The organism is Pantoea sp. FN0302, from assembly GCF_050113775.1.
GTDB classification, from domain to species: domain Bacteria; phylum Pseudomonadota; class Gammaproteobacteria; order Enterobacterales; family Enterobacteriaceae; genus Mixta; species Mixta alhagi.
On the sequence record NZ_JBNJSM010000004.1, the window covers coordinates 214,524 to 234,474 of the forward strand.

Consider the following 19,951-nt stretch of genomic DNA (forward strand, 5'->3'; position numbering starts at 1 on the left):
ATGGCGGCGCGAGTTAAGCCGGCTACAGGTAAACCCTTACAAACGCGCAAAGCTGCGACGCGCCGCATCAACCGTGCGCTGGATATCCTCAGCGCTGTGCGCCAGCGACATAAAGCCCGCTTCAAACGCCGACGGCGCCAGGTACACCCCTTCCTCCAGCATGAAATGGAAGAAACGCTTAAAGCGTTCGGTATCGCATCGCGTCACATCGTCATAACAGGTGACTTGTGCCGCATCGGTGAAGAACAGACCGAACATGCCGCCGACATGGTTCACCACCAGCGGGATATTTTCCGCCTGGGCCGCCGCACGGAGACCCTGCGCCAGCTGGGTCGTGAGCTCGGTCAGCGTGGCGTGCGTGCCGGGTCGGGAGATTTCCGTCAGGCAGGCGTAACCGGCGGCCATCGCGATAGGGTTGCCAGAGAGCGTACCCGCCTGGTAAACCGGGCCGGTCGGCGCCAGCGCTTCCATCACGTCACGACGTCCGCCGAATGCACCTACCGGCATGCCGCCGCCGATGATTTTGCCCAGGCAGGTCAGATCCGGCGTTACGCCATAGTGCGCCTGAGCGCCGCCCAGCGCTACGCGGAAGCCGGTCATCACCTCATCGATAATCAGCAGCGCGCCGAACTCGTCGCACAGCGCGCGCAGGCCGGGCAGAAAATCGGGCTGCGGCGGAATACAGTTCATATTGCCCGCTACCGGCTCAACGATAATACAGGCGATTTCATGCGGATATTGTTCGAACGCGGCGCGTACCGAGGCCAGGTCATTGTAGGTGCAGGTCAGGGTATGCTTTGCGAAATCTACCGGAACGCCAGGTGAATTCGGCTGGCCGAGCGTCAGGGCGCCGGAACCCGCTTTCACCAGCAGGCAGTCGGCATGGCCATGATAACAACCTTCAAATTTGATGATCTTATCGCGTCGGGTGAAGCCGCGCGCCAGGCGAATGGCGCTCATGGTGGCTTCGGTGCCGGAGTTAACCATCCGCACCATTTCCATTGACGGTACCAGTTTGCACACCAGTTCCGCCATCTTCACTTCCATCTCGGTCGGCGCGCCAAAGCTTAAACCGCGCTCTGCCGCCTCAATGACCGCGTTGCGGATCGCCGGATGATTATGGCCCAACACCATCGGCCCCCAGGATCCAACATAATCGATATAGGCTTTGCCGTCGGCATCGTACAGCCAGGCGCCATCGGCACGCTCAATAAATAACGGGACGCCGCCGACGCCGGTAAAGGCGCGTACCGGCGAGTTTACGCCGCCGGGAATGGAACGCTGCGCCTGCTGATACAGGTTTTCGGACTTACTCATTAATCGGCTCCTGAATGAAAGAAAAACCCGACCATTCTACGGGAACTTAGGGCCACGTTGAATGGCTGGCAAAAAGAGTATTGCGCAGGCTGGCATTTTTTGCCCCTTTATGGGGTGCGGCGTATGATAACGGACTTGATTAATTTACTGATGTGAGCGTTATGAACCAAACACCCACCTCCACCGAGCAGTTACATGTGGTTCCCCTGCGGCGTACCGATTTTCTGCGGATGCTGCTACGGCGTGATAAAACCCCCGTCGCGATTCTGTTTGTCGCAGGCATCGTCGGCACGCTGGCCGGGCTGATTGGGGTCGCGTTTGAGAAAGCGGTAACGGCGGTACAGGCCTGGCGGCTGGGCGTGGTGGCCAGCACAGGCGATCATCTGTGGCTGGCTTTTCCTCTGGCCTTTTTATTGTCGGCGCTGCTGGCCGTTTTCGGTTACTGGCTGGTGCGGCGCTTTGCGCCAGAAGCGGGCGGCTCTGGTATTCCGGAAATCGAAGGCGCGCTGGAAGAACTGCGTCCGGTACGCTGGTGGCGCGTGATCCCGGTTAAATTCCTTGGCGGCATGGGCACGCTGGGGGCTGGCATGGTGCTGGGAAGGGAAGGGCCAACGGTGCAGCTGGGCGGCAACGTTGGGCGCATGGTGCTGGATCTTTTCCGTATGCGCAGCGCTGAAGCGCGCCATTCGCTGCTGGCTACCGGAGCCGCCGCCGGTCTTTCCGCCGCGTTTAATGCGCCGCTGGCCGGCATTCTGTTTATTATCGAAGAGATGCGTTTGCAGTTCCGCTATAGCCTGATCTCCATTAAAGCGGTATTTATCGGCGTGATCATGTCGAGCATCGTGTTTCGCTATTTCAACGGCGAACATGCGGTGATTGCCGTCGGCAAGCTTGCCAGTGCGCCAATTAATACGCTGTGGCTCTATCTGGTGCTGGGTATGCTGTTCGGCATCGTCGGCGTGCTGTTTAACCGCCTGATTTTTATTACTCAGGACTTTTTTCAGCGGCTGCACGGCGGCGTGATGAAAAAAGCGCTGATTATCGGGGCGCTGCTGGGTGGGCTGTGCGGGGTTCTTGCGGTGATTAAACCAGAAGCGGCAGGCGGTGGATTTAGTCTGATCCCCATCGCGGCGGCAGGGCACTATACCGTAGGGATGCTGCTGTTTATTTTTATCGCGCGCGTGGTTACCACGCTGCTCTGTTTCGGTTCAGGCGCGCCGGGCGGCATCTTTGCGCCGATGCTGGCGTTGGGCACGTTGTTGGGCACCGCTTTCGGCATGGCCTGCGCTTCGCTGCTGCCGGCGTTGACGCTCGATCCTGGTACCTTTGCTATTGCCGGTATGGGCGCGCTGTTTGCCGCCTCGGTGCGTGCGCCTCTGACCGGCATCGTGCTGGTGCTGGAGATGACCGATAATTATCAGCTGATTTTACCGATGATTATTACCTGCCTCGGCGCAACGCTGCTGGCGCAGTTTCTGGGCGGCAAGCCGCTCTACTCCTCACTGTTGGCCAGGACGCTGGCAAAGCAGCAGGCACAGCAGGATCGGGAAAAGGCACAGAGTGCGAGGGCGGATACTTGATTGCTGCACCAGGCTATTAGATAATATTGACAAGCGCGGCCATTTCTGGCCTGAGCCGGATTAATTGCGGAGTGTTTCAATGAGTGATGAAGTAGCAGCACTGCCGCTGCAATTTACCGAGGCGGCAGCCAGCAAGGTGAAAACCCTGATTGCTGATGAAGATAATCCTGATCTGAAACTGCGGGTTTATATTACCGGTGGCGGTTGCAGTGGTTTCCAGTACGGCTTCACCTTCGACGACAAAATCAACGATGGCGATATGACCATTGAGAAATCAGGCGTGTCGCTGGTTGTGGATCCGATGAGTCTGCAATACCTGGTGGGTGGCGCGGTGGATTATACCGAAGGCCTGGAAGGTTCCCGTTTTATCGTAACCAACCCCAATGCTAAAACCACCTGCGGCTGTGGTTCTTCCTTTAGCATCTGACAGAAGCGCGTGCTTTACTTCCTGTAAAGCACGCTAATTATTCCTGCCCTTTATCGCCCGTCAAACGCGCTTCCCACCTGATTTTTGCCTGCTATTGCAGCGCCTGACACAATTTTTCTGCGGCCAGCACGCTACGCGGACCGGGACGGCTTAGCCAGTCTTCGGGGATCGCTATCACCGGCACCAGCAGTTGCGGCTGCCAGAATCGTGCCGTCTGAGCGGCGGCGTGGCTGTCGCCAGGCACGATAATCAGATCGGGATGGCGTGCCAGTACCTGCTCGCGGCTGACCTGCGGCCAGGGCACCGGGCTGGCTGCAAACACATTCTCGCCGCCACACAGCGCCAACAGCTGGTTTTGTAAGGTTGCGCGTGCGGCAGTAAACAGCGGCTGTTGACCAAACTGTAAAAATACGCGCCGATGCTTTGGTTGTTTATTAGGTTGTTGCAATGCCTTAAAGCGCGCCGCCAGGCGATCTGCCGCATCATGGGCCTGCTGTGGAGAGGGGCTCCACGCCGCCAGCTGATGCAGCGCGGCGATAATGCTTTCAATCGAGTCGGGATCCAGCCAGATAACCTTTACGCCCAGCGTGCGCAACTGATCGATTTGCCGCTGCGGAGAACCTCCGCGCCACGCCAGCACCAAATCCGGCTTTAGCGCCAGAATGCGTTCCAGCTTAATACCCTGCCAGTTAGCGACCTGCTCCAGCGATTTCGCTTCAGGCGGATAATCGGACCAGGCGCTAACTGCCACCGGCGTGATCCCGGCGGCGAAGGCGAGTTCAGTGAGATGCGGCGCCAGCGTAATAACACGCGGCGCGCTGGCCGCCAGCGCCAGGCTGGAAAAGAGCCAGAGCGCCAGCAAGGCGATAAGGCGTTTAGCCACGCGCCAGGTTGCCCAGCAGCATTTCCACCAGCAGTGAAGATTGCTGAGCAGCAATGCTAAGAAACTCTTCAAAGCTAAGGTGAGATTCCTGATCGGCAACGTCAGAGATAGCGCGAATGACTACAAAAGGCGTGGCGAACTGATGACAAACGTGACCGATCGCCGTGGCTTCCATCTCTACCGCAATTGCCTGCGGGAAGGTGGTGCGAATACGCGCCAGCGGTTCTGCGCCGTTGATAAAGGCATCGCCGCTCACGACCATACCGCGTACCGCGTGCAGATTTAGCTGATTAATGCACGCTTCTGCGGCGGCAATCAGCGCGCTGTCAGCCGGAAAAGCGGCAGGGCAGCCTGCCATCTGGCCCGGCTCATAGCCGAAGGCGGTGACGTCCGCATCGTGATAACGCACCTCGTCCGATACCACGATATCGCCCACTTTCAGCGAAGAATCCAGGCCACCCGCCGATCCGGTATTGATAATGAAATCAGGACTGCAGCGTTCCAGCAGCAGGGCCGTGCCCAGCGCGGCGGAAACTTTACCGATCCCGGATTTCAGCAGCGCTACCTCCACACCGTTCAGGGTACCGGTATAAATTTCACAGCCAGCGACAGAAATAGTCTGACGATTCTCGATTTTATCGCGCAGCAGTGTGACTTCCTGCTCCATTGCACCAATAATGCCTGCTTTCATAGGGTTACTCGCTAAGTAATTAAAGTGGAATTCAGCATTTGAACTGTTGCATAGTCTAACACAGGCCCACGGCAAGATGTTTTCATGCAGAAACAAGGGGAATCAATGGATAAGATTAATTTCCGGCAGCGGATCAGCTTTCAGCGCCCATGGAACAGTCGGGAAGCGCCGCAGGGCGAATATGCCATTACCCGTCATTTTGAAAGCGATCGTGGGCGTATTATTAATTCAGCCGCCATCCGTCGTTTACAGCAGAAAACCCAGGTGTTTCCGCTGGAGCGCAACGCTGCTGTGCGTTCGCGGCTGACACATTCGCTGGAGGTGCAGCAGACGGGACGTTATATCGCAAAAGAGATCCTTGAAACCCTGAAAACGCGCGGCGGCCTGGAAAAATATGGTCTGCAGGAGCTATCCGGCGCGTTTGAAAGTCTGGTGGAGATGGCCTGTTTGTTGCACGACGTGGGCAACCCGCCCTTTGGTCATTTTGGCGAAGCGGCGATCAACGACTGGTTCGACGCCAATTTACCGGCTGAGCTGGTGGATCCGCTGGTGGCAGGCGTAGACGATGGCGACGCACAGCAGCAGGCGGACTTCAGCGCCCTGAATGCGATTATCCGTCAGGATCTTTGTCATTTCGAAGGCAACGCGCAGGCGATTCGTCTGGTACATACGCTACTGCAGCTAAACCTGACCTACTGTCAGGTCGCCTGTATTTTGAAATATACCGCGCCCGCCTGGTGGCAGGGCGAAAAGCCAGCACAGTTCAGCACCCTGATGAAAAAGCCGGGCTTTTATCTTTCCGAGCGCCATTACATTGCCGAACTGCGCGCGGCCACGCAGCTGCAGGAGCATCACCGTTTTCCGTTAACCTGGATCATGGAAGCGGCAGATGATATTTCCTACTGTATTGCCGACCTTGATGATGCAGTAGAGAAGGCCATTTTCAACGTTGATACGCTGTATGGCTATCTGGAAAAACTGTGGGGGCCGGTGCGTCCCGGCGATGCTTTCAGCCGCACCATTGGTTATGCCTGGCGCGAGGCAAACGGAAAGAAAATTCGCGGCCGAAGCGATCAATTTTTTATGTCGCTGCGTGTGAGCGTGCAAAATGTGCTGGTGGCCCACGCGGTTAATCGTTTCGTGGATAATCTGGCGGCCATTTTTAACGGCGACTTTAATCATGCGTTGCTGGAAGACGAGGGCGAAGAGGGCAGGTTGCTGAAGTTATTTAAAACCGTCGCGCGCCGCCATGTATTTAATCATTCAGAAGTTGAACAGCTCGAATTACAGGGCTATCGGGTAATAAAAGGGCTGCTGGAGGTTTACCAGCCGCTGCTTAAGCTAAATTATGAAGCTTTTACCACGCTGATGACCGAAGATTTCCTGGCCGGACATCCTATCGAAACCCGACTGTTTCATAAGCTATCTGGCAAACACCGCCGTGCTTATCAACAACATATGCGCACTTTGAAAATTGAGCATAAATATCAGCGGCTGTTGTGGGAACGTTATTATCGTGCGCGTCTGATTCAGGACTATATTAGTGGAATGACCGATCTTTATGCCTGGGATGAATACCGGCGTTTAATGGCGGTTGAATAGTGAAGTAATAAAAAAGGAGTTTTGTAAAGATGCAGAATATTTTTTTACTTTTGCCAAAAAGTTACTGATGAACTTTGCGGTAAAAATTTAATCTCATCAACACGGCCAAAATGATGGTCAGCTTCATTGATCCAATACGAGTAACAGACGAATGAAAAAAACAACTCTTGTATTAAGCGCATTAGCTCTCAGCCTGGGTATGGCGATGAGTCCGACTTACGTTATGGCTGCTGAAACAGCCTCTTCCTCCACTCAGCAACTCCCCAGCCTGGCACCTATGCTGGAAAAAGTGATGCCGTCAGTTGTCAGCATCAACGTTGAAGGTAGCACCTCGGTGAAAACGCCGCGTCTGCCGCCACAGTTCCAGCAGTTCTTTGGTGATAACTCGCCGTTCTGTCAGGATGGTTCGCCATTCCTGAACTCGCCGATGTGCCAGGGCGCAGCGCCTGGCGGCAACGCGCCTCAGCAAAAATTCCGCGCGCTGGGTTCCGGTGTAGTCATCAATGCGCAGAAAGGGTATGTCGTCACCAACAACCATGTCGTGGATAATGCCACCAAAATTCAGGTGCAGCTCAGCGACGGACGCCGTTATGAGGCGAAAGTGATCGGCAAAGATCCGCGTTCCGATATTGCGCTGATTCAGCTTCAGGATTTTAAAAATCTTACTGCCATTACCATGGCTGACTCTGACACCCTGCGCGTCGGTGACTATACGGTTGCGATCGGTAACCCGTACGGGCTGGGCGAAACCGTCACGTCCGGTATTGTCTCCGCGCTGGGTCGTAGCGGCCTGAATGTGGAAAATTACGAGAACTTTATCCAGACCGATGCGGCCATTAACCGTGGTAACTCCGGCGGCGCGTTGGTTAATCTGAACGGTGAACTCATTGGGATTAATACCGCGATACTGGCTCCGGACGGCGGCAACATTGGTATCGGCTTCGCCATCCCCAGCAATATGGTGAAGAACCTCACTGCACAGATGGTGGAATATGGTCAGGTAAAACGTGGCGAACTGGGCATCATGGGCACCGAGCTGAATTCTGAGCTGGCGAAAGCGATGAAAGTGGATGCGCAACGCGGTGCCTTTGTCAGCCAGGTGATGCCGAAGTCTTCCGCTGCTAAAGCGGGCATTAAGGCGGGCGATGTGATCACCTCGCTGAACAAAAAACAGATCTCCAGCTTTGCCGCGTTGCGTGCTGAAGTCGGCTCGCTGCCGGTTGGCACTAAACTGGAACTGGGCCTGCTGCGTGATGGTAAACCGCTGACGGTTACGGTTGAGCTGCAACAAAGCTCACAGAGTAATGTCGATTCCGCAACCATCTATACCGGCATTGAGGGCGCGGGTCTGAGCAACGCGGAAGTTAACGGTCAGAAAGGCGTGCGGGTGGACAGCGTTAAACCTGGCAGCTCCGCAGCACGTATCGGCCTGAAAAAAGACGATATTATTCTTGGTGTAAACCAGCAGCCAGTGACCAATCTTGGCGAGCTACGTAAAATCCTTGATACCAAGCCCTCCGTGCTGGCGCTGAATATCAAACGCGGCGACAGCAATATCTATCTGCTTATGCAATAACGCGTTCCTGCCGGGAAACCCGCAGCAAAACAGAGAGCTCAACGGCCCGACGGCTTGTTCGTCGGGCCGTTTTTTAGTTTGTGATATCGCCCGCAAATTTATTAACCGAAGCGGTGCTTCGTGCAAATGCACAATGCTTCGCTGCGATCGTCAACGTATGCTGCTTCTTCAGGCCCTGACTGGAGTGAAAGATGGCTAACTATCACCTGGATGCTCGTCTGGCCCAGGATATCGTTGCGCGCACCATGAAAATTATCGACAGTAACGTCAACGTCATGGATGCCCGTGGCCGGATTATCGGCAGCGGCGATCGGGAACGCATTGGTGAATTGCACGAAGGCGCGCTGCTGGCGCTGTCGCAAGCGCGTGTGGTGGATATTGACGAAGCCGTTGCGCGCCATCTGCATGGCGTACGGCCCGGTATCAATTTACCGCTGCGTATTGCCGGTGAAATCGTTGGAGTCATCGGCCTGACTGGCGATCCCGTTTCACTGCGTCAGTATGGCGAGTTGGTCTGTATGACGGCGGAGATGATGCTGGAGCAGGCGCGACTGCTGCATATGCTGGCGCAGGATAGCCGTCTGCGCGAAGAGCTGGTGCTGAATCTTATCCGTAGTGAAACCCTTTCTCCGGCGCTGATGGCATGGGCGCAGCGGCTGGGTATCGACCTTAATCAGCCGCGCGTGGTTGCGGTGGTAGAGGTCGACAGCGGGCAACTGGGCGTGGACAGTGCGATGGCGGAGCTGCAGCAGTTACAGACGCTGTTGACCATGCCAGAGCGCGATAATCTGATTGCCATCGTTTCCCTTACGGAAATGGTGGTGTTGAAACCGGCGCTGAATGCTCATGGCCGTTACGATCAGGATGAGCACCGGCGGCGCGTTGATCAACTATTAGGGCGCATGAAAGAGAGTGGGCATCTGCGTATTCGCATTGCGCTGGGCAACTACTTTACCGGCGAGGGCAGTATTGCCCGCTCTTACCGCACGGCGCAAACCACCATGAGCGTTGGCAAACAGCGTATGCCGGAACAGCGCAGCTTTTTTTATCAGGATTTAGTGCTGCCGGTGCTGCTTGATAGCCTGCGCGGCGGCTGGCAGGCAAATGAGCTGTCGCGTCCGCTGGCAAAACTGAAAGCGATGGATAATAACGGCCTGTTGCGGCGTACGCTAATCGCCTGGTTCACTCATAACGTGCAGCCTTCGGCCACCGCCCGGGCGCTGTTTATTCATCGTAATACGCTGGAGTACCGGCTGAACCGGATTTCTGAACTGACCGGGCTTAACCTGGGCCATTTTGACGATCGGCTGCTGCTGTACGTGGCGCTACAGCTGGATGAGCAGCCCTAAAGAGAATACGCCGCAGCGCGGCGTATCAGGCGTGTTGATAACCTCACTCCTGAAAACCCAGGCATGTTGGCTATCCTGTTTTTTCATTAGCGGCTGTTGCGCGTCAGCTTATCCAGATCGGATTCAATTTCAGCGATCTTGTTGGAAACCACGTTTTCCAGATGACGCAGGTCGTCAAGGATTTTACGCTTCAGATCGATTTCCACCTGGTCGCGCTGGCAGATCTGATCCAGCTCATCAATCACATAGCGCAGGTTAGGGCTGATCTCCTGCACCTCTTTGTAGCCTTGTCCAATGCCATCCGCCACCACGGTTTTACGCTGGCGCGGATATTTAAATTTAACGCTTTTGGCAAAAAATTCGCCTTTATCTTTACGGAAGTAAATTTTCAGAATGTCGTTATTCGCTTCCTGACGCAGGCTGTAGCGATCGATATCTTCCGGATTGGAAATGCCCAGGCTTTTTAAATTGTCATACATGGCGATGTTTCCTGTGAACGTGAAATTAGGGCGTCGCAACTCTTCCGTTACACCTTATTTCGGCCCTGACGCTGTACGAGCATCCTGCTGAAGCAGCACAAAGGGCCTGTCATCACTGTAGACATAAACGACGACTTTCGGGAAATTGCGCCGCAGAAATGGCGGAGATGAATTATCGCCTGCGTAAAAAATAAACGCACCTTTAATTTGCAGGCAAAGCGGCGTGGATAACGGTGAGGGAAAAAGGAAAACGCAGGCCGGAACGGCGCGGGAAAAGGCGAAAACAGACGCGAACTTGCCCTGCCGTTAAGGCAGGGCAGAGGATCAGGCGTTATTCATCAATGGTGCGCAGCAGCTCATTGATGCCAACTTTGCCGCGTGTTTTCGCATCAACTTTTTTCACGATGACCGCGCAATAGAGGCTGTAAGAGCCATCTTTTGACGGCAGGTTGCCGGAAACCACAACTGAGCCAGCCGGAACGCGGCCATAGTGGATTTCGCCGGTTTCACGATCGTAAATTTTGGTGCTTTGACCAATATAAACGCCCATGGAAATCACGGAACCTTCTTCAACGATTACCCCTTCGACGATTTCAGAACGGGCGCCGATAAAGCAGTTGTCTTCAATGATGGTCGGGTTAGCCTGAAGCGGCTCCAGTACGCCGCCGATGCCGACGCCGCCAGAAAGATGCACGTTTTTACCAATCTGAGCACAAGAACCCACGGTCGCCCAGGTATCAACCATCGAGCCTTCATCAACCCATGCGCCAATATTGACATAGGAAGGCATCAGCACGGTGTTACGGGCAATAAAGGCCCCCTGACGAACGGCCGCTGGTGGCACCACACGGAAGCCCTCTTTTTTAAAGCGCGCTTCATCATAAGCGGCAAACTTCATCGGCACCTTGTCGTAATAGCGGCTTTCAGCGCCGTCGATTACCTGATTGTCATTGATACGGAAAGAGAGCAGCACCGCTTTTTTCAGCCACTGATGCGTGACCCATTCACCATCAATCTTTTCGGCTACGCGCAGGGCGCCGCTGTCCAGCAGAGCGATAACCTGCTCTACGGCTTCGCGGGTGGCGGAATCTACGCTGGCGGGCGTGATATCGGCACGGCGCTCAAACGCGCTCTCAATGACACTCTGTAACTGTTGCATGTGTATTTTCATCCTGGTTATTGCATTCACCATCGCACACTATCGCTGTTGCTCCGATGATTTGGCGAACGGCTGTGTAAAAAGATCTGAGTCACACTTTATCGTTTGGATCAAGGGCCTCTGTCAACCGTTGTTGCAGCTTATGTCGCAAATTGGCGCTCAGCGCGCGGCGTTCATCATCAGCCAGAATAAACAGATCCTCGACCCGTTCGCCAATGGTGCTGATGCGTGCGCCGTGCAGCGAAATGCCCAGGTCGGCAAAGACTTCGCCCACCTGCGCCAGCAGGCCAGGACGATCAAGCGCAATCAGCTCCAGCCAGGTGCGGCGTTCGTTGAAAGAGGGCAGAAAACGCACCTCGGTATCGACATTAAAGTGTTTCAGCTTGGCTGACTGGCGGCGGGTGCGCGGCGGCGTCCAGCTGGTTTGGGTAATCGCCTGATCCAGCGCCTGGATAATCATCTGGTGGCGATCCGCCGCCAGCGGGCTGCCGTCCGGCTCCAGCACAATAAAGGTATCCATTGCCATACCGTCACGGCTGGTAAAGATCTGCGCATCGTGCACGCTGAGATTACGGCGGTCCAGCTCGCCCGCAACGGCAGCAAACAGATAGGGGCGATCCGGGCTCCAGATAAAGATTTCCGTGCCGCCGCGCGTCGCCTGCGGACTGACCAATACCAGCGGCTTGTGCAGGTCATGATTCATTAAATGGCGCGCATGCCAGGCGAGCTGGTTAGGCGTATGGCGCAGAAAATAGTCGGCGCGACAGCGGCTCCAGATTTGGTGCAGCCTCTCTTCATTGATGTTGTCCATACGCAGCAGAGCCAGCGCCTGCAGGCGATGATGGCGCACACGCTCACGCAGATCGGGTGAATTTTCCATTCCGCGTCGCAGCTGTTTTTCCGTGGCGAAAAACAGCTCGCGCAACAGGCTTTGTTTCCAGCTATTCCACAGCGTTTCGTTGGTGGCGCAGATATCCGCTACCGTCAAACAGACCAGATAGCGCAGACGATTTTCATTCTGCATCACCTCAGCGAACTGCTGGATCACCGTTGGATCCTGTATATCGCGCCGCTGAGCGGTCACCGACATCAGCAGATGATAGCGCACCAGCCAGGCAACCAGCTGCGCCTCGCGTGAGTTCAGACCGTGCAGTTCGGCAAAGTCCAGTACATCCTGTGCGCCAAGAATGGAATGGTCGCCGCCGCGACCTTTGGCGATATCGTGAAACAGCGCTGCCAGCAGCAGCAGCTCCGGCTGCGGCAGACGCGGCCACAGCTCGACGCAGAGCGGATGGCGCGAGCGGGTCTCTTCGCTGGCGAAGCTTTCCAGCTTTTGCAGCACGCGAATGGTATGTTCATCCACCGTGTAAGCGTGAAACAGATCGAACTGCATCTGACCGACAATTTTACTCCACTGCGGCATATAAGCAGAAAGAACGCTGTGACGATGCATCGGCACCAGCGCCCGGCTGACCGCGCCCGGATGGCGTAGAATAGCGAAAAAGTAGCGTCGTGCTTCCGGCAGGTTACAGAGCGGTTGCTGTAAATTACGACGCGCATAGCGTAGCTGACGCAGCGTAGAGGAATAGATGCCTTTGATATTTTCATTGCGCACCATTACCCAAAACATGCGCATGATCGCTTCCGGCTGACGACTGAAGAGCGCATCATCGCGTAGATCGATCAGGCTGCCGCGCAGTTGGAAATCGTCATCAATCGGCTGCGGTTTGTCGGTGGCGTCCAGCGCTAAAATTGCATCGTCGAACAGCTGAAGCAGCATTTGATTCAGTTCGCCGATGCGCCGCGTAACGCGGAAAAAATCTTTCATCATCCGCTCGACCGGCTCGTTACCTTCGCCCTGGTAATCCAGGCGTTGCGCGACGGTGAGCTGACGGTCAAACAGCAGGCGGTTATCGTAACGGGGCAGAGTAAGATGCAGGGCGAAACGAATACGCCAGAGAAAGGCCTGACACTCGTTCAGCTCATTGCGTTCGGCTTCAGTAAGAAAGCCGAAACCCACCATTTCATCCAGTGAGGTGGCGCCGAAGTGGCGGCGCGCCACCCACAGCAGCGTATGAATATCGCGCAGGCCGCCGGGGCTGCTTTTTATATCGGGCTCCAGGTTGTAGCTGGTGCCGTGATAACGCTTGTGGCGCTCCTGCTGTTCAGCGATTTTGGCAGCGTAAAAACGCCAGGAGGGCCAGAAGCCGTCGCTGAAAATATGCTTTTGCAGTTCCAGAAACAGCGCCACGTCGCCAACCAGCATACGCGATTCAATCAGATTGGTGGCGACGGTTAAATCAGAAAGCCCTTCCAGCAGGCACTCTTCCAGCGTGCGCACGCTGTGCCCCACCTCCAGCTTCAGATCCCACAGCAGCGTCAACAGATCGCTGGCCGCTGCCGCCGTCTGCTCATCCAATGCTCTACGGCTGAGGATCAGCAGATCAATGTCGGAAAGCGGATGCAGCTCGCCGCGACCAAAGCCGCCTACCGCAACCAGTGACATGCCATCGCGCGCTTCGAAGCCGTAAAAACGCCACAGGCGACGCAGCAAGGTATCAATAAACAGCGTGCGGGCGTCGATCAGGGCCGCGACATCTTTTCCTTCGTCAAACGCGGCGGCAAGATGCTGCTGAAAGCCTTCAAGATGCTGCTTTAGCTGCTCTCGGGTGAGCTGCGCATCGTCCCAGCCTGACGTGGATTCGGCCAGGCTACTTATTACTTCATTAGTCACGCCATTGCGCATTGAAGAGTTGCTCCGCTTTCGCCATAAAAAAAGCCGACGTAAAGTCGGCTCTTGTTAAACTTCGGTCAGGCGGGTGTCGCGCCCTCAGGCTTCGTTGACCAGCACTGCCGGAATGGTGTCATCTTTACGCAAGGTAAGAATTTCACAGCCGTTTTCCGTCACCACAATAGTATGCTCATACTGTGCCGACAAGCTGCGATCTTTGGTTTTTACCGTCCAGCCATCTTTCATGCTACGGATGCGGTAATCGCCCGCGTTCACCATCGGTTCAATGGTAAAGGTCATGCCCGGCTGCAGCACTACGCCGCCGTCGTCGGCATCGTAATGCAGCACCTGCGGCTCTTCATGAAAGCCTTTGCCGATCCCGTGTCCGCAATATTCACGCACGACGGAAAAATCCTGCGCTTCGACAAATTTCTGGATTTCACGACCCAGCGTGCGCAGACGGATGCCCGGTTTGACCAGACGCAGCGCCAGATAGAGGCTTTCCTGCGTAATGCGGCACAGGCGCTCACCCTGAATGGTGGGTTTGCCTACCAGATACATTTTCGAGGTATCGCCGTGATACTCGTCTTTTATTACCGTTACGTCGATATTAACGATATCGCCATCTTTCAGCAGCTTGTCATCACTGGGAATGCCGTGGCAAACCACGTCATTAACCGAGATACATACTGATTTCGGGAAGCCGTGATAGCCAAGGCTGGCAGAAACTGCCTGCTGGGTATTCACAATATAATCATTGCAAATGCGGTCGAGTTCACCAGTGGAAACGCCCGGCTTTACGAAAGGCTCGATCATTTCCAGCACTTCAGCGGCAAGACGTCCCGCCACGCGCATTTTTTCGATTTCTTCTGGGGTTTTAATTGAAATTGCCATTAATTTTATCCGCAGTTGTCGTCATTTTCGACAATAATAAAGCAAGTGGTGCCATGTTAGCAGGTCGGCCAGTAGGCTGCCACTGAGCGTTTAACCATGGCCGGCGGTAATTGTAATCATTAAGGAAAATGCGTTGTGCTATTCAATGCGCGCAGAAAGGAGACGAACAATTATTGGCGTCAAATCGTGCTTTATGGTATAAAGCGCGCCGACGATTCTAAGTAAGGCTGAAAAGCCCTGCTGGAAACGCATAAATCTCCCGTGTATATAACACACACATATCGGCACATGCGCCGGGGTGCCTTTCGAGGTCGGTTGCATGGGATATGTGGAGGCCCAACCCCAAACTTACTACAGAGGTAATCATGGCAACTGTTTCCATGCGCGACATGCTCAAGGCTGGTGTTCACTTCGGTCACCAGACCCGTTACTGGAACCCGAAAATGAAGCCGTTCATCTTCGGTGCGCGTAACAAAGTTCACATCATCAACCTTGAGAAAACGGTTCCGATGTTCAACGACGCCCTGGCTGAGCTGAACAAAATCGCTTCCCGTAAAGGCAAGATCCTGTTTGTTGGTACTAAGCGTGCTGCCAGCGAAGCAATCAAAGAATCTGCTCTGAGCTGCGATCAGTTCTTCGTAAACCACCGTTGGTTAGGTGGTATGCTGACTAACTGGAAAACCGTTCGTCAGTCAATCAAACGTCTGAAAGATCTGGAAACTCAGTCTCAGGACGGTACTTTCGACAAACTGACCAAAAAAGAAGCGCTGATGCGTACTCGTGAACTGGCCAAGCTGGAAAACAGCCTGGGCGGTATCAAAGACATGGGCGGTCTGCCGGACGCACTGTTTGTGATCGATGCTGACCACGAACACATCGCAATCAAAGAAGCAAACAACCTGGGTATCCCGGTATTTGCTATCGTTGATACCAACTCTGATCCGGATGGCGTTGATTACATCATCCCGGGTAACGACGATGCGATCCGTGCTGTTAGCCTGTACCTGACTGCTGTAGCGACCACCGTTCGCGAAGGCCGCTCTCAGGATCTGGCTGAGCAGGCAGAAGAAGCTTCTTTAGAGAACGCTTAATAAGGTTTGCTCTGTACAGAGCCCTTATCATTCAGATGTGATCTGTAAGGGGCCGATTATGGCCCCTTTATTTTTTTAACCGTGGTCCGGCGCATGGCCTGGCTGCGAAGCACTCCTGCTAACAGACGCTGTTGGCCCGCAGCAGATAAGCGGGCAGGCAGACTGGTCGTCCTGGTAAAACCGTGGCGGCCGTTTCCCGCGTGAGCGGGAATAAACCGCAGGCAACAGACAACTGAGGAAGAGAGAATGGCTGATATTACCGCTGCTCTGGTAAAAGAACTGCGCGAGCGTACTGGCGCTGGCATGATGGAATGTAAAAAAGCGCTGGTTGAAGCCAATGGCGACATCGAGCTGGCGATTGACAACATGCGTAAATCAGGTCAGGCGAAAGCGGCGAAGAAATCTGGTCGCGTAGCTGCTGAAGGCGTTATCCTGACTGAAGTCTCTGGCAACACCGGCGTGATCGTTGAGCTGAACTGCGAAACTGACTTCGTGGCGAAAGATGCAGGCTTCCTGGCTTTCGGTAAAGAAGTTATCGCTGCCGCTACCGCTGAGCGCATCGCTGATATCGATGTCCTGAAAGCGAAATTCGAAGATCAGCGCACCGCGCTGGTAGCGAAAATTGGTGAAAACATCAACATCCGTCGCGTTGCTATCCTGGAAGGCGAGATGGTTGGTTCTTACCTGCACGGCGCACGTATCGGCGTTCTGGTTTCTGCGACCGGTGCTGATGAAGAGCTGGTTAAACACGTTGCTATGCACGTTGCAGCAAGCAAGCCGGAATATGTTAAGCCGGAAGACGTACCGTCTGACGTGGTTGAGCGTGAGCATCAGATCCAGCTGGACATCGCCATGCAGTCTGGCAAACCGCGCGAAATCGCAGAGAAAATGGTTCAGGGCCGTATGAACAAGTTCACCGGTGAAGTTTCCCTGACCGGTCAGCATTTCGTTATGGATCCGAGCAAAACCGTTGGTCAGCTGCTGAAAGAGAAAGGCGCCGACGTGATTAACTTCATCCGCTTCGAAGTGGGTGAGGGCATTGAGAAAGTGGAAAGCGACTTTGCTGCAGAAGTTGCGGCCATGTCCAAGCAGTCTTAATGGTCCCAAAAGAACCGCCAATCGGCGGTTCTTTTTTGTCTGGGATCTTCAGCATTTTTCAGTCTCATCCCAATAGCAATCCCAACCGGCTAAGCGGATGATAGTTCGGATCTAACTCCTCATTATTTCATGATAGCTTCCAGGAAAAAAACGACCATGGCTACCAATGCAAAACCTGTATATCAACGTATCCTGCTAAAACTCAGTGGCGAAGCGCTGCAGGGCGCCGAAGGTTTCGGCATCGACGCGAGCGTGCTCGATCGCATGGCTCAGGAAATTAAAGAGCTGGTTGAGCTGGGTATTCAGGTTGGCGTCGTTATTGGTGGGGGTAACCTGTTCCGCGGCGCAGGTCTGGCTCAGGCGGGAATGAACCGCGTTGTTGGCGATCATATGGGCATGCTGGCTACCGTAATGAACGGCCTGGCGATGCGTGATGCGCTGCACCGCGCCTATGTGAACGCGCGTTTGATGTCGGCGATCCCGCTTAACGGCGTGTGCGATAACTACAGCTGGGCGGAAGCAATTAGCCTGTTGCGTAATAATCGCGTTGTTATTTTCTCTGCCGGCACCGGCAATCCTTTCTTTACCACCGATTCCGCAGCCTGCCTGCGTGGTATTGAAATCGAAGCCGATGTTGTCCTGAAAGCCACGAAAGTGGATGGCGTCTATTCTGCCGATCCGGTAAAAACGCCCGATGCTACGCTCTACGATCAGCTATCCTATCAGGAAGTACTGGAGCGTGAGCTGAAAGTGATGGACCTGGCCGCCTTTACACTGGCGCGCGACCATCAGCTGCCGATTCGCGTCTTTAATATGAATAAGCCGGGCGCATTGCGTCGTGTGGTAATGGGTGAAAAAGAAGGCACCCTGATTACGCATTAATATCCGTCACGGCGTAAAATAAGGTATATTCTGTCGGCGCGGCGCAAACAAGCGACGCGCACCGTTCAGGATTATCGACGAATTTTACCGTTTCCTGGCACGTTGTTGTGGCAGGTCAAACAGAATCCAAGGGTTACAACGTGATTAACGACATCAAAAAAGATGCCGACACGCGCATGGAAAAATGCGTTGAGGCGTTCAAAAATAACATCGGCAAAGTACGCACTGGCCGCGCATCACCAGCGCTTCTCGACGGTATCGTAGTTGAGTATTACGGTACGCCGACTCCGCTGCGCCAGCTGGCCAACGTTACCGTCGAAGACTCACGCACGCTGAAGATCAACGTGTTTGACCGCTCCCTGAGCCAGGCCGTTGAGAAAGCGATTATGTCGTCCGATCTCGGTCTTAATCCGAGCTCTGCCGGTACCGATATTCGCGTGCCGCTGCCCGCGTTGACGGAAGAGCGTCGTAAAGATCTGATCAAGGTCGTACGTGGCGAAGCAGAGCAGGGCCGTGTTTCCGTGCGTAACGTGCGCCGCGACGCCAACGACAAAATCAAAGCGCTGCTGAAAGATAAAGCGATCGGCGAAGACGAAGAGCGTCGTGCGCAGGATGAAGTACAAAAAATGACCGATGCATGGATCAAGAAACTTGATGCTGCGCTGGCTGAAAAAGAAACGGAGCTGATGGATTTCTAATTCCATCCAGTCCCGGTAAAACGCCGTCCACAGCGTACAGATTACGCTGTTTGACGGCGTTTTGTTTTGTCCCACCATGATTGGCGCACTGGCGCATTTCTCTGTAGCGCCGTGTCCGAATTTCTACACAGAGCGGCCTCATGAAGCAATTAACCATTCTCGGCTCCACCGGATCGATTGGCACCAATACGCTGGCGGTGGTGCAGGCAAATCCTCATCTTTATGCGATTAAAGCGCTGGTTGCCGGCTATAACGTCGATCTGATGACCGAGCAGTGCCTGCATTTCCGTCCCGCCTTTGCCGCAATGGCGGACGAGGCCTCAGCGCGTCAGCTGCGTCAGCGTTTAAGCGAGCTGGGTGTTGATACAGAGGTGCTGGCAGGCGAAGAGGCTGCGTGTCAGCTGGCGGCGCTGGACGATGTCGATCAGGTTATGGCGGCGATTGTTGGCGCGGCCGGGCTGCTGCCTACTCTGGCGGCGATTCGCGCCGGCAAAACCGTACTGCTGGCGAATAAAGAATCACTTGTCACGTGCGGCCGTTTATTTATGGAGGCGGTGAGCGCCAGCGGCGCGCGGCTGTTGCCGGTCGACAGCGAGCATAATGCCATTTTTCAGAGTTTACCGGCTTCCATCCAGCAACAGTTAGGATACGCTAACCTCCAGGAAAACGGCATAGAGTCGATTATCCTTACGGGATCGGGTGGACCGTTTCGTGACACGCCGCTGTCGGCACTGGCAACCGTTACGCCGGAGCAGGCCTGCGCGCATCCGAACTGGTCGATGGGGCGAAAAATCTCTGTTGACTCCGCCACCATGATGAATAAAGGTCTTGAATACATTGAAGCCCGCTGGCTGTTTAATGCAACCGATGCGCAGATGGAAGTTATTCTGCACCCGCAGTCGGTGATTCACTCTATGGTGCGTTATCGCGATGGCAGTGTGCTGGCGCAGTTGGGATCTCCAGATATGCGCACGCCGATTGCCCATACGATGGCCTGGCCGCAGCGTGTAGAAGCAGGCGTAACACCGCTCGATTTTACACGCATGAAGGCGCTAACCTTCGCCGAACCTGATTTTAACCGCTATCCCTGCCTGAAACTGGCGATGGATGCGTGTGAACAGGGGCAGGCGGCGACCACCGCGCTCAATGCAGCTAATGAAATTGCGGTCGCCGCGTTTCTTAAGGGTCAGATTCGCTTTACCAATATTGCCGCGCTGAATGCAGCGGTATTGGCAGCGCTTCATCACGGCGAACCACAGAGCGTGGAGGCGGTATTGGCCATTGACAGCGAGTCGCGTCGTACCGCGCAGGCGCTACTGCCGCGTTTCGCTAAGGCCGGGTAATTCGCCAATTTGCGTGGTCGCTATTTGTGAGCCTGGGATGAAACTGGTATAGTCCCCGGCTCCCGTTTCGCATTTACACACAGCCAAAGCGGTGAAGAGAGCCGTGGTCGTCACGGCTTTTTTACAGCCGCACGGGAAATGTATTCAGAAG

17 protein-coding genes are annotated in these 19,951 nt (G+C 54.8%); 10 read left to right on the forward strand and 7 right to left on the reverse strand.

Annotated features, from left to right (window positions below):
- Positions 1 to 36 precede the first annotated feature (36 nt).
- Positions 37 to 1,317: a glutamate-1-semialdehyde 2,1-aminomutase gene (gene hemL / locus ACQE32_RS16150; RefSeq protein ID WP_427022090.1), complete on the reverse strand. Its 1,281-nt coding sequence runs from the start codon at positions 1,315 to 1,317 to the stop codon at positions 37 to 39.
- A 161-nt stretch (positions 1,318 to 1,478) separates the two neighbouring features.
- On the opposite strand from hemL, the gene clcA reads away from it, so the two are divergent.
- On the forward strand, positions 1,479 to 2,897 hold the full coding sequence (clcA, locus tag ACQE32_RS16155; RefSeq protein WP_426974523.1) for a H(+)/Cl(-) exchange transporter ClcA: 1,419 nt from the start codon (positions 1,479 to 1,481) through the stop codon (positions 2,895 to 2,897).
- Between the two features lie 79 nt (positions 2,898 to 2,976).
- Positions 2,977 to 3,324: an iron-sulfur cluster insertion protein ErpA gene (gene erpA / locus ACQE32_RS16160; RefSeq protein ID WP_085067931.1), complete on the forward strand. Its 348-nt coding sequence runs from the start codon at positions 2,977 to 2,979 to the stop codon at positions 3,322 to 3,324.
- A 91-nt stretch (positions 3,325 to 3,415) separates the two neighbouring features.
- Here the strand turns inward: erpA and btuF are convergent, their stop codons facing one another.
- Together btuF and mtnN are read right to left on the reverse strand one after the other, a co-directional pair.
- Positions 3,416 to 4,207 carry a vitamin B12 ABC transporter substrate-binding protein BtuF gene (gene btuF / locus ACQE32_RS16165; RefSeq protein WP_427022091.1) on the reverse strand — a complete coding sequence of 264 codons (792 nt, stop codon included), beginning with the start codon at positions 4,205 to 4,207 and terminating at the stop codon, positions 3,416 to 3,418.
- Complete coding sequence (mtnN, locus tag ACQE32_RS16170) at positions 4,200 to 4,898, reverse strand: 5'-methylthioadenosine/S-adenosylhomocysteine nucleosidase (RefSeq protein WP_427022092.1); 699 nt, start codon at positions 4,896 to 4,898, stop codon at positions 4,200 to 4,202. The genes btuF and mtnN overlap by 8 nt, the downstream gene beginning before the upstream one ends.
- Positions 4,899 to 5,003: 105 nt before the next feature.
- On the opposite strand from mtnN, the gene dgt reads away from it, so the two are divergent.
- The 3 genes from dgt (at position 5,004) to ACQE32_RS16185 (ending at position 9,425) form a co-directional block, all read left to right on the forward strand.
- On the forward strand, positions 5,004 to 6,500 hold the full coding sequence (gene dgt, locus ACQE32_RS16175; RefSeq protein ID WP_426982119.1) for a dGTPase: 1,497 nt from the start codon (positions 5,004 to 5,006) through the stop codon (positions 6,498 to 6,500).
- A gap of 151 nt (positions 6,501 to 6,651) precedes the next feature.
- Positions 6,652 to 8,076 carry a serine endoprotease DegP gene (gene degP / locus ACQE32_RS16180; protein ID WP_426974526.1) on the forward strand — a complete coding sequence of 475 codons (1,425 nt, stop codon included), beginning with the start codon at positions 6,652 to 6,654 and terminating at the stop codon, positions 8,074 to 8,076.
- Positions 8,077 to 8,267: 191 nt separating this feature from the next.
- Entirely contained in the window at positions 8,268 to 9,425 is a 1,158-nt protein-coding gene (locus ACQE32_RS16185) for a CdaR family transcriptional regulator (protein ID WP_250651884.1), read from the forward strand.
- An 86-nt stretch (positions 9,426 to 9,511) separates the two neighbouring features.
- On the opposite strand, the gene ACQE32_RS16190 is transcribed toward ACQE32_RS16185, so the two are convergent.
- The 4 genes from ACQE32_RS16190 to map form a co-directional block, all read right to left on the reverse strand.
- Complete coding sequence (locus tag ACQE32_RS16190; RefSeq protein WP_085067925.1) at positions 9,512 to 9,904, reverse strand: DUF3461 family protein; 393 nt, start codon at positions 9,902 to 9,904, stop codon at positions 9,512 to 9,514.
- Between the two features lie 331 nt (positions 9,905 to 10,235).
- On the reverse strand, positions 10,236 to 11,063 hold the full coding sequence (dapD, locus tag ACQE32_RS16195; RefSeq protein WP_085067924.1) for a 2,3,4,5-tetrahydropyridine-2,6-dicarboxylate N-succinyltransferase: 828 nt from the start codon (positions 11,061 to 11,063) through the stop codon (positions 10,236 to 10,238).
- Positions 11,064 to 11,154: 91 nt separating this feature from the next.
- A complete protein-coding gene (glnD, locus tag ACQE32_RS16200; protein WP_427022093.1) occupies positions 11,155 to 13,809 on the reverse strand; it encodes a bifunctional uridylyltransferase/uridylyl-removing protein GlnD in 2,655 nt (884 codons plus the stop codon).
- Between the two features lie 84 nt (positions 13,810 to 13,893).
- Entirely contained in the window at positions 13,894 to 14,688 is a 795-nt protein-coding gene (map, locus tag ACQE32_RS16205) for a type I methionyl aminopeptidase (protein WP_085067922.1), read from the reverse strand.
- 365 nt (positions 14,689 to 15,053) lie between these two features.
- On the opposite strand from map, the gene rpsB reads away from it, so the two are divergent.
- The 5 genes from rpsB to ispC all read left to right on the forward strand — a co-directional run bounded on the left by rpsB (position 15,054) and on the right by ispC (position 19,800).
- Positions 15,054 to 15,779 (forward strand): 30S ribosomal protein S2, encoded by a 726-nt coding sequence (gene rpsB, locus ACQE32_RS16210; protein WP_165786513.1) that lies wholly within the window; start codon positions 15,054 to 15,056, stop codon positions 15,777 to 15,779.
- A 246-nt stretch (positions 15,780 to 16,025) separates the two neighbouring features.
- Entirely contained in the window at positions 16,026 to 16,877 is an 852-nt protein-coding gene (gene tsf / locus ACQE32_RS16215) for a translation elongation factor Ts (RefSeq protein WP_249893523.1), read from the forward strand.
- Between the two features lie 156 nt (positions 16,878 to 17,033).
- The gene (pyrH, locus tag ACQE32_RS16220; RefSeq protein ID WP_085067919.1) at positions 17,034 to 17,759 is read left to right on the forward strand and encodes a UMP kinase; all 726 of its coding nucleotides are present in this window, start codon (positions 17,034 to 17,036) and stop codon (positions 17,757 to 17,759) included.
- Positions 17,760 to 17,899: 140 nt separating this feature from the next.
- Positions 17,900 to 18,457 (forward strand): ribosome recycling factor, encoded by a 558-nt coding sequence (gene frr, locus ACQE32_RS16225; protein ID WP_250651887.1) that lies wholly within the window; start codon positions 17,900 to 17,902, stop codon positions 18,455 to 18,457.
- A 140-nt stretch (positions 18,458 to 18,597) separates the two neighbouring features.
- Positions 18,598 to 19,800 (forward strand): 1-deoxy-D-xylulose-5-phosphate reductoisomerase, encoded by a 1,203-nt coding sequence (gene ispC, locus ACQE32_RS16230; protein ID WP_426974529.1) that lies wholly within the window; start codon positions 18,598 to 18,600, stop codon positions 19,798 to 19,800.
- The last annotated feature ends 151 nt before the right edge of the window (positions 19,801 to 19,951 follow it).

What these genes read in the sequence shown, in the direction of transcription:
- hemL (WP_427022090.1), bottom strand. Translation starts at nt 1,317, where the DNA reads ATGAGTAAGTCCGAAAACCTGTATCAGCAGGCGCAGCGTTCCATTCCC.
- erpA (WP_085067931.1), top strand. Translation starts at nt 2,977, where the DNA reads ATGAGTGATGAAGTAGCAGCACTGCCGCTGCAATTTACCGAGGCGGCA.
- ispC (WP_426974529.1), top strand. Translation starts at nt 18,598, where the DNA reads ATGAAGCAATTAACCATTCTCGGCTCCACCGGATCGATTGGCACCAAT.
- clcA (WP_426974523.1), top strand. Translation starts at nt 1,479, where the DNA reads ATGAACCAAACACCCACCTCCACCGAGCAGTTACATGTGGTTCCCCTG.
- pyrH (WP_085067919.1), top strand. Translation starts at nt 17,034, where the DNA reads ATGGCTACCAATGCAAAACCTGTATATCAACGTATCCTGCTAAAACTC.
- ACQE32_RS16190 (WP_085067925.1), bottom strand. Translation starts at nt 9,904, where the DNA reads ATGTATGACAATTTAAAAAGCCTGGGCATTTCCAATCCGGAAGATATC.
- mtnN (WP_427022092.1), bottom strand. Translation starts at nt 4,898, where the DNA reads ATGAAAGCAGGCATTATTGGTGCAATGGAGCAGGAAGTCACACTGCTG.
- map (WP_085067922.1), bottom strand. Translation starts at nt 14,688, where the DNA reads ATGGCAATTTCAATTAAAACCCCAGAAGAAATCGAAAAAATGCGCGTG.
- tsf (WP_249893523.1), top strand. Translation starts at nt 16,026, where the DNA reads ATGGCTGATATTACCGCTGCTCTGGTAAAAGAACTGCGCGAGCGTACT.
- degP (WP_426974526.1), top strand. Translation starts at nt 6,652, where the DNA reads ATGAAAAAAACAACTCTTGTATTAAGCGCATTAGCTCTCAGCCTGGGT.
- dapD (WP_085067924.1), bottom strand. Translation starts at nt 11,063, where the DNA reads ATGCAACAGTTACAGAGTGTCATTGAGAGCGCGTTTGAGCGCCGTGCC.
- ACQE32_RS16185 (WP_250651884.1), top strand. Translation starts at nt 8,268, where the DNA reads ATGGCTAACTATCACCTGGATGCTCGTCTGGCCCAGGATATCGTTGCG.
- dgt (WP_426982119.1), top strand. Translation starts at nt 5,004, where the DNA reads ATGGATAAGATTAATTTCCGGCAGCGGATCAGCTTTCAGCGCCCATGG.
- glnD (WP_427022093.1), bottom strand. Translation starts at nt 13,809, where the DNA reads ATGCGCAATGGCGTGACTAATGAAGTAATAAGTAGCCTGGCCGAATCC.
- rpsB (WP_165786513.1), top strand. Translation starts at nt 15,054, where the DNA reads ATGGCAACTGTTTCCATGCGCGACATGCTCAAGGCTGGTGTTCACTTC.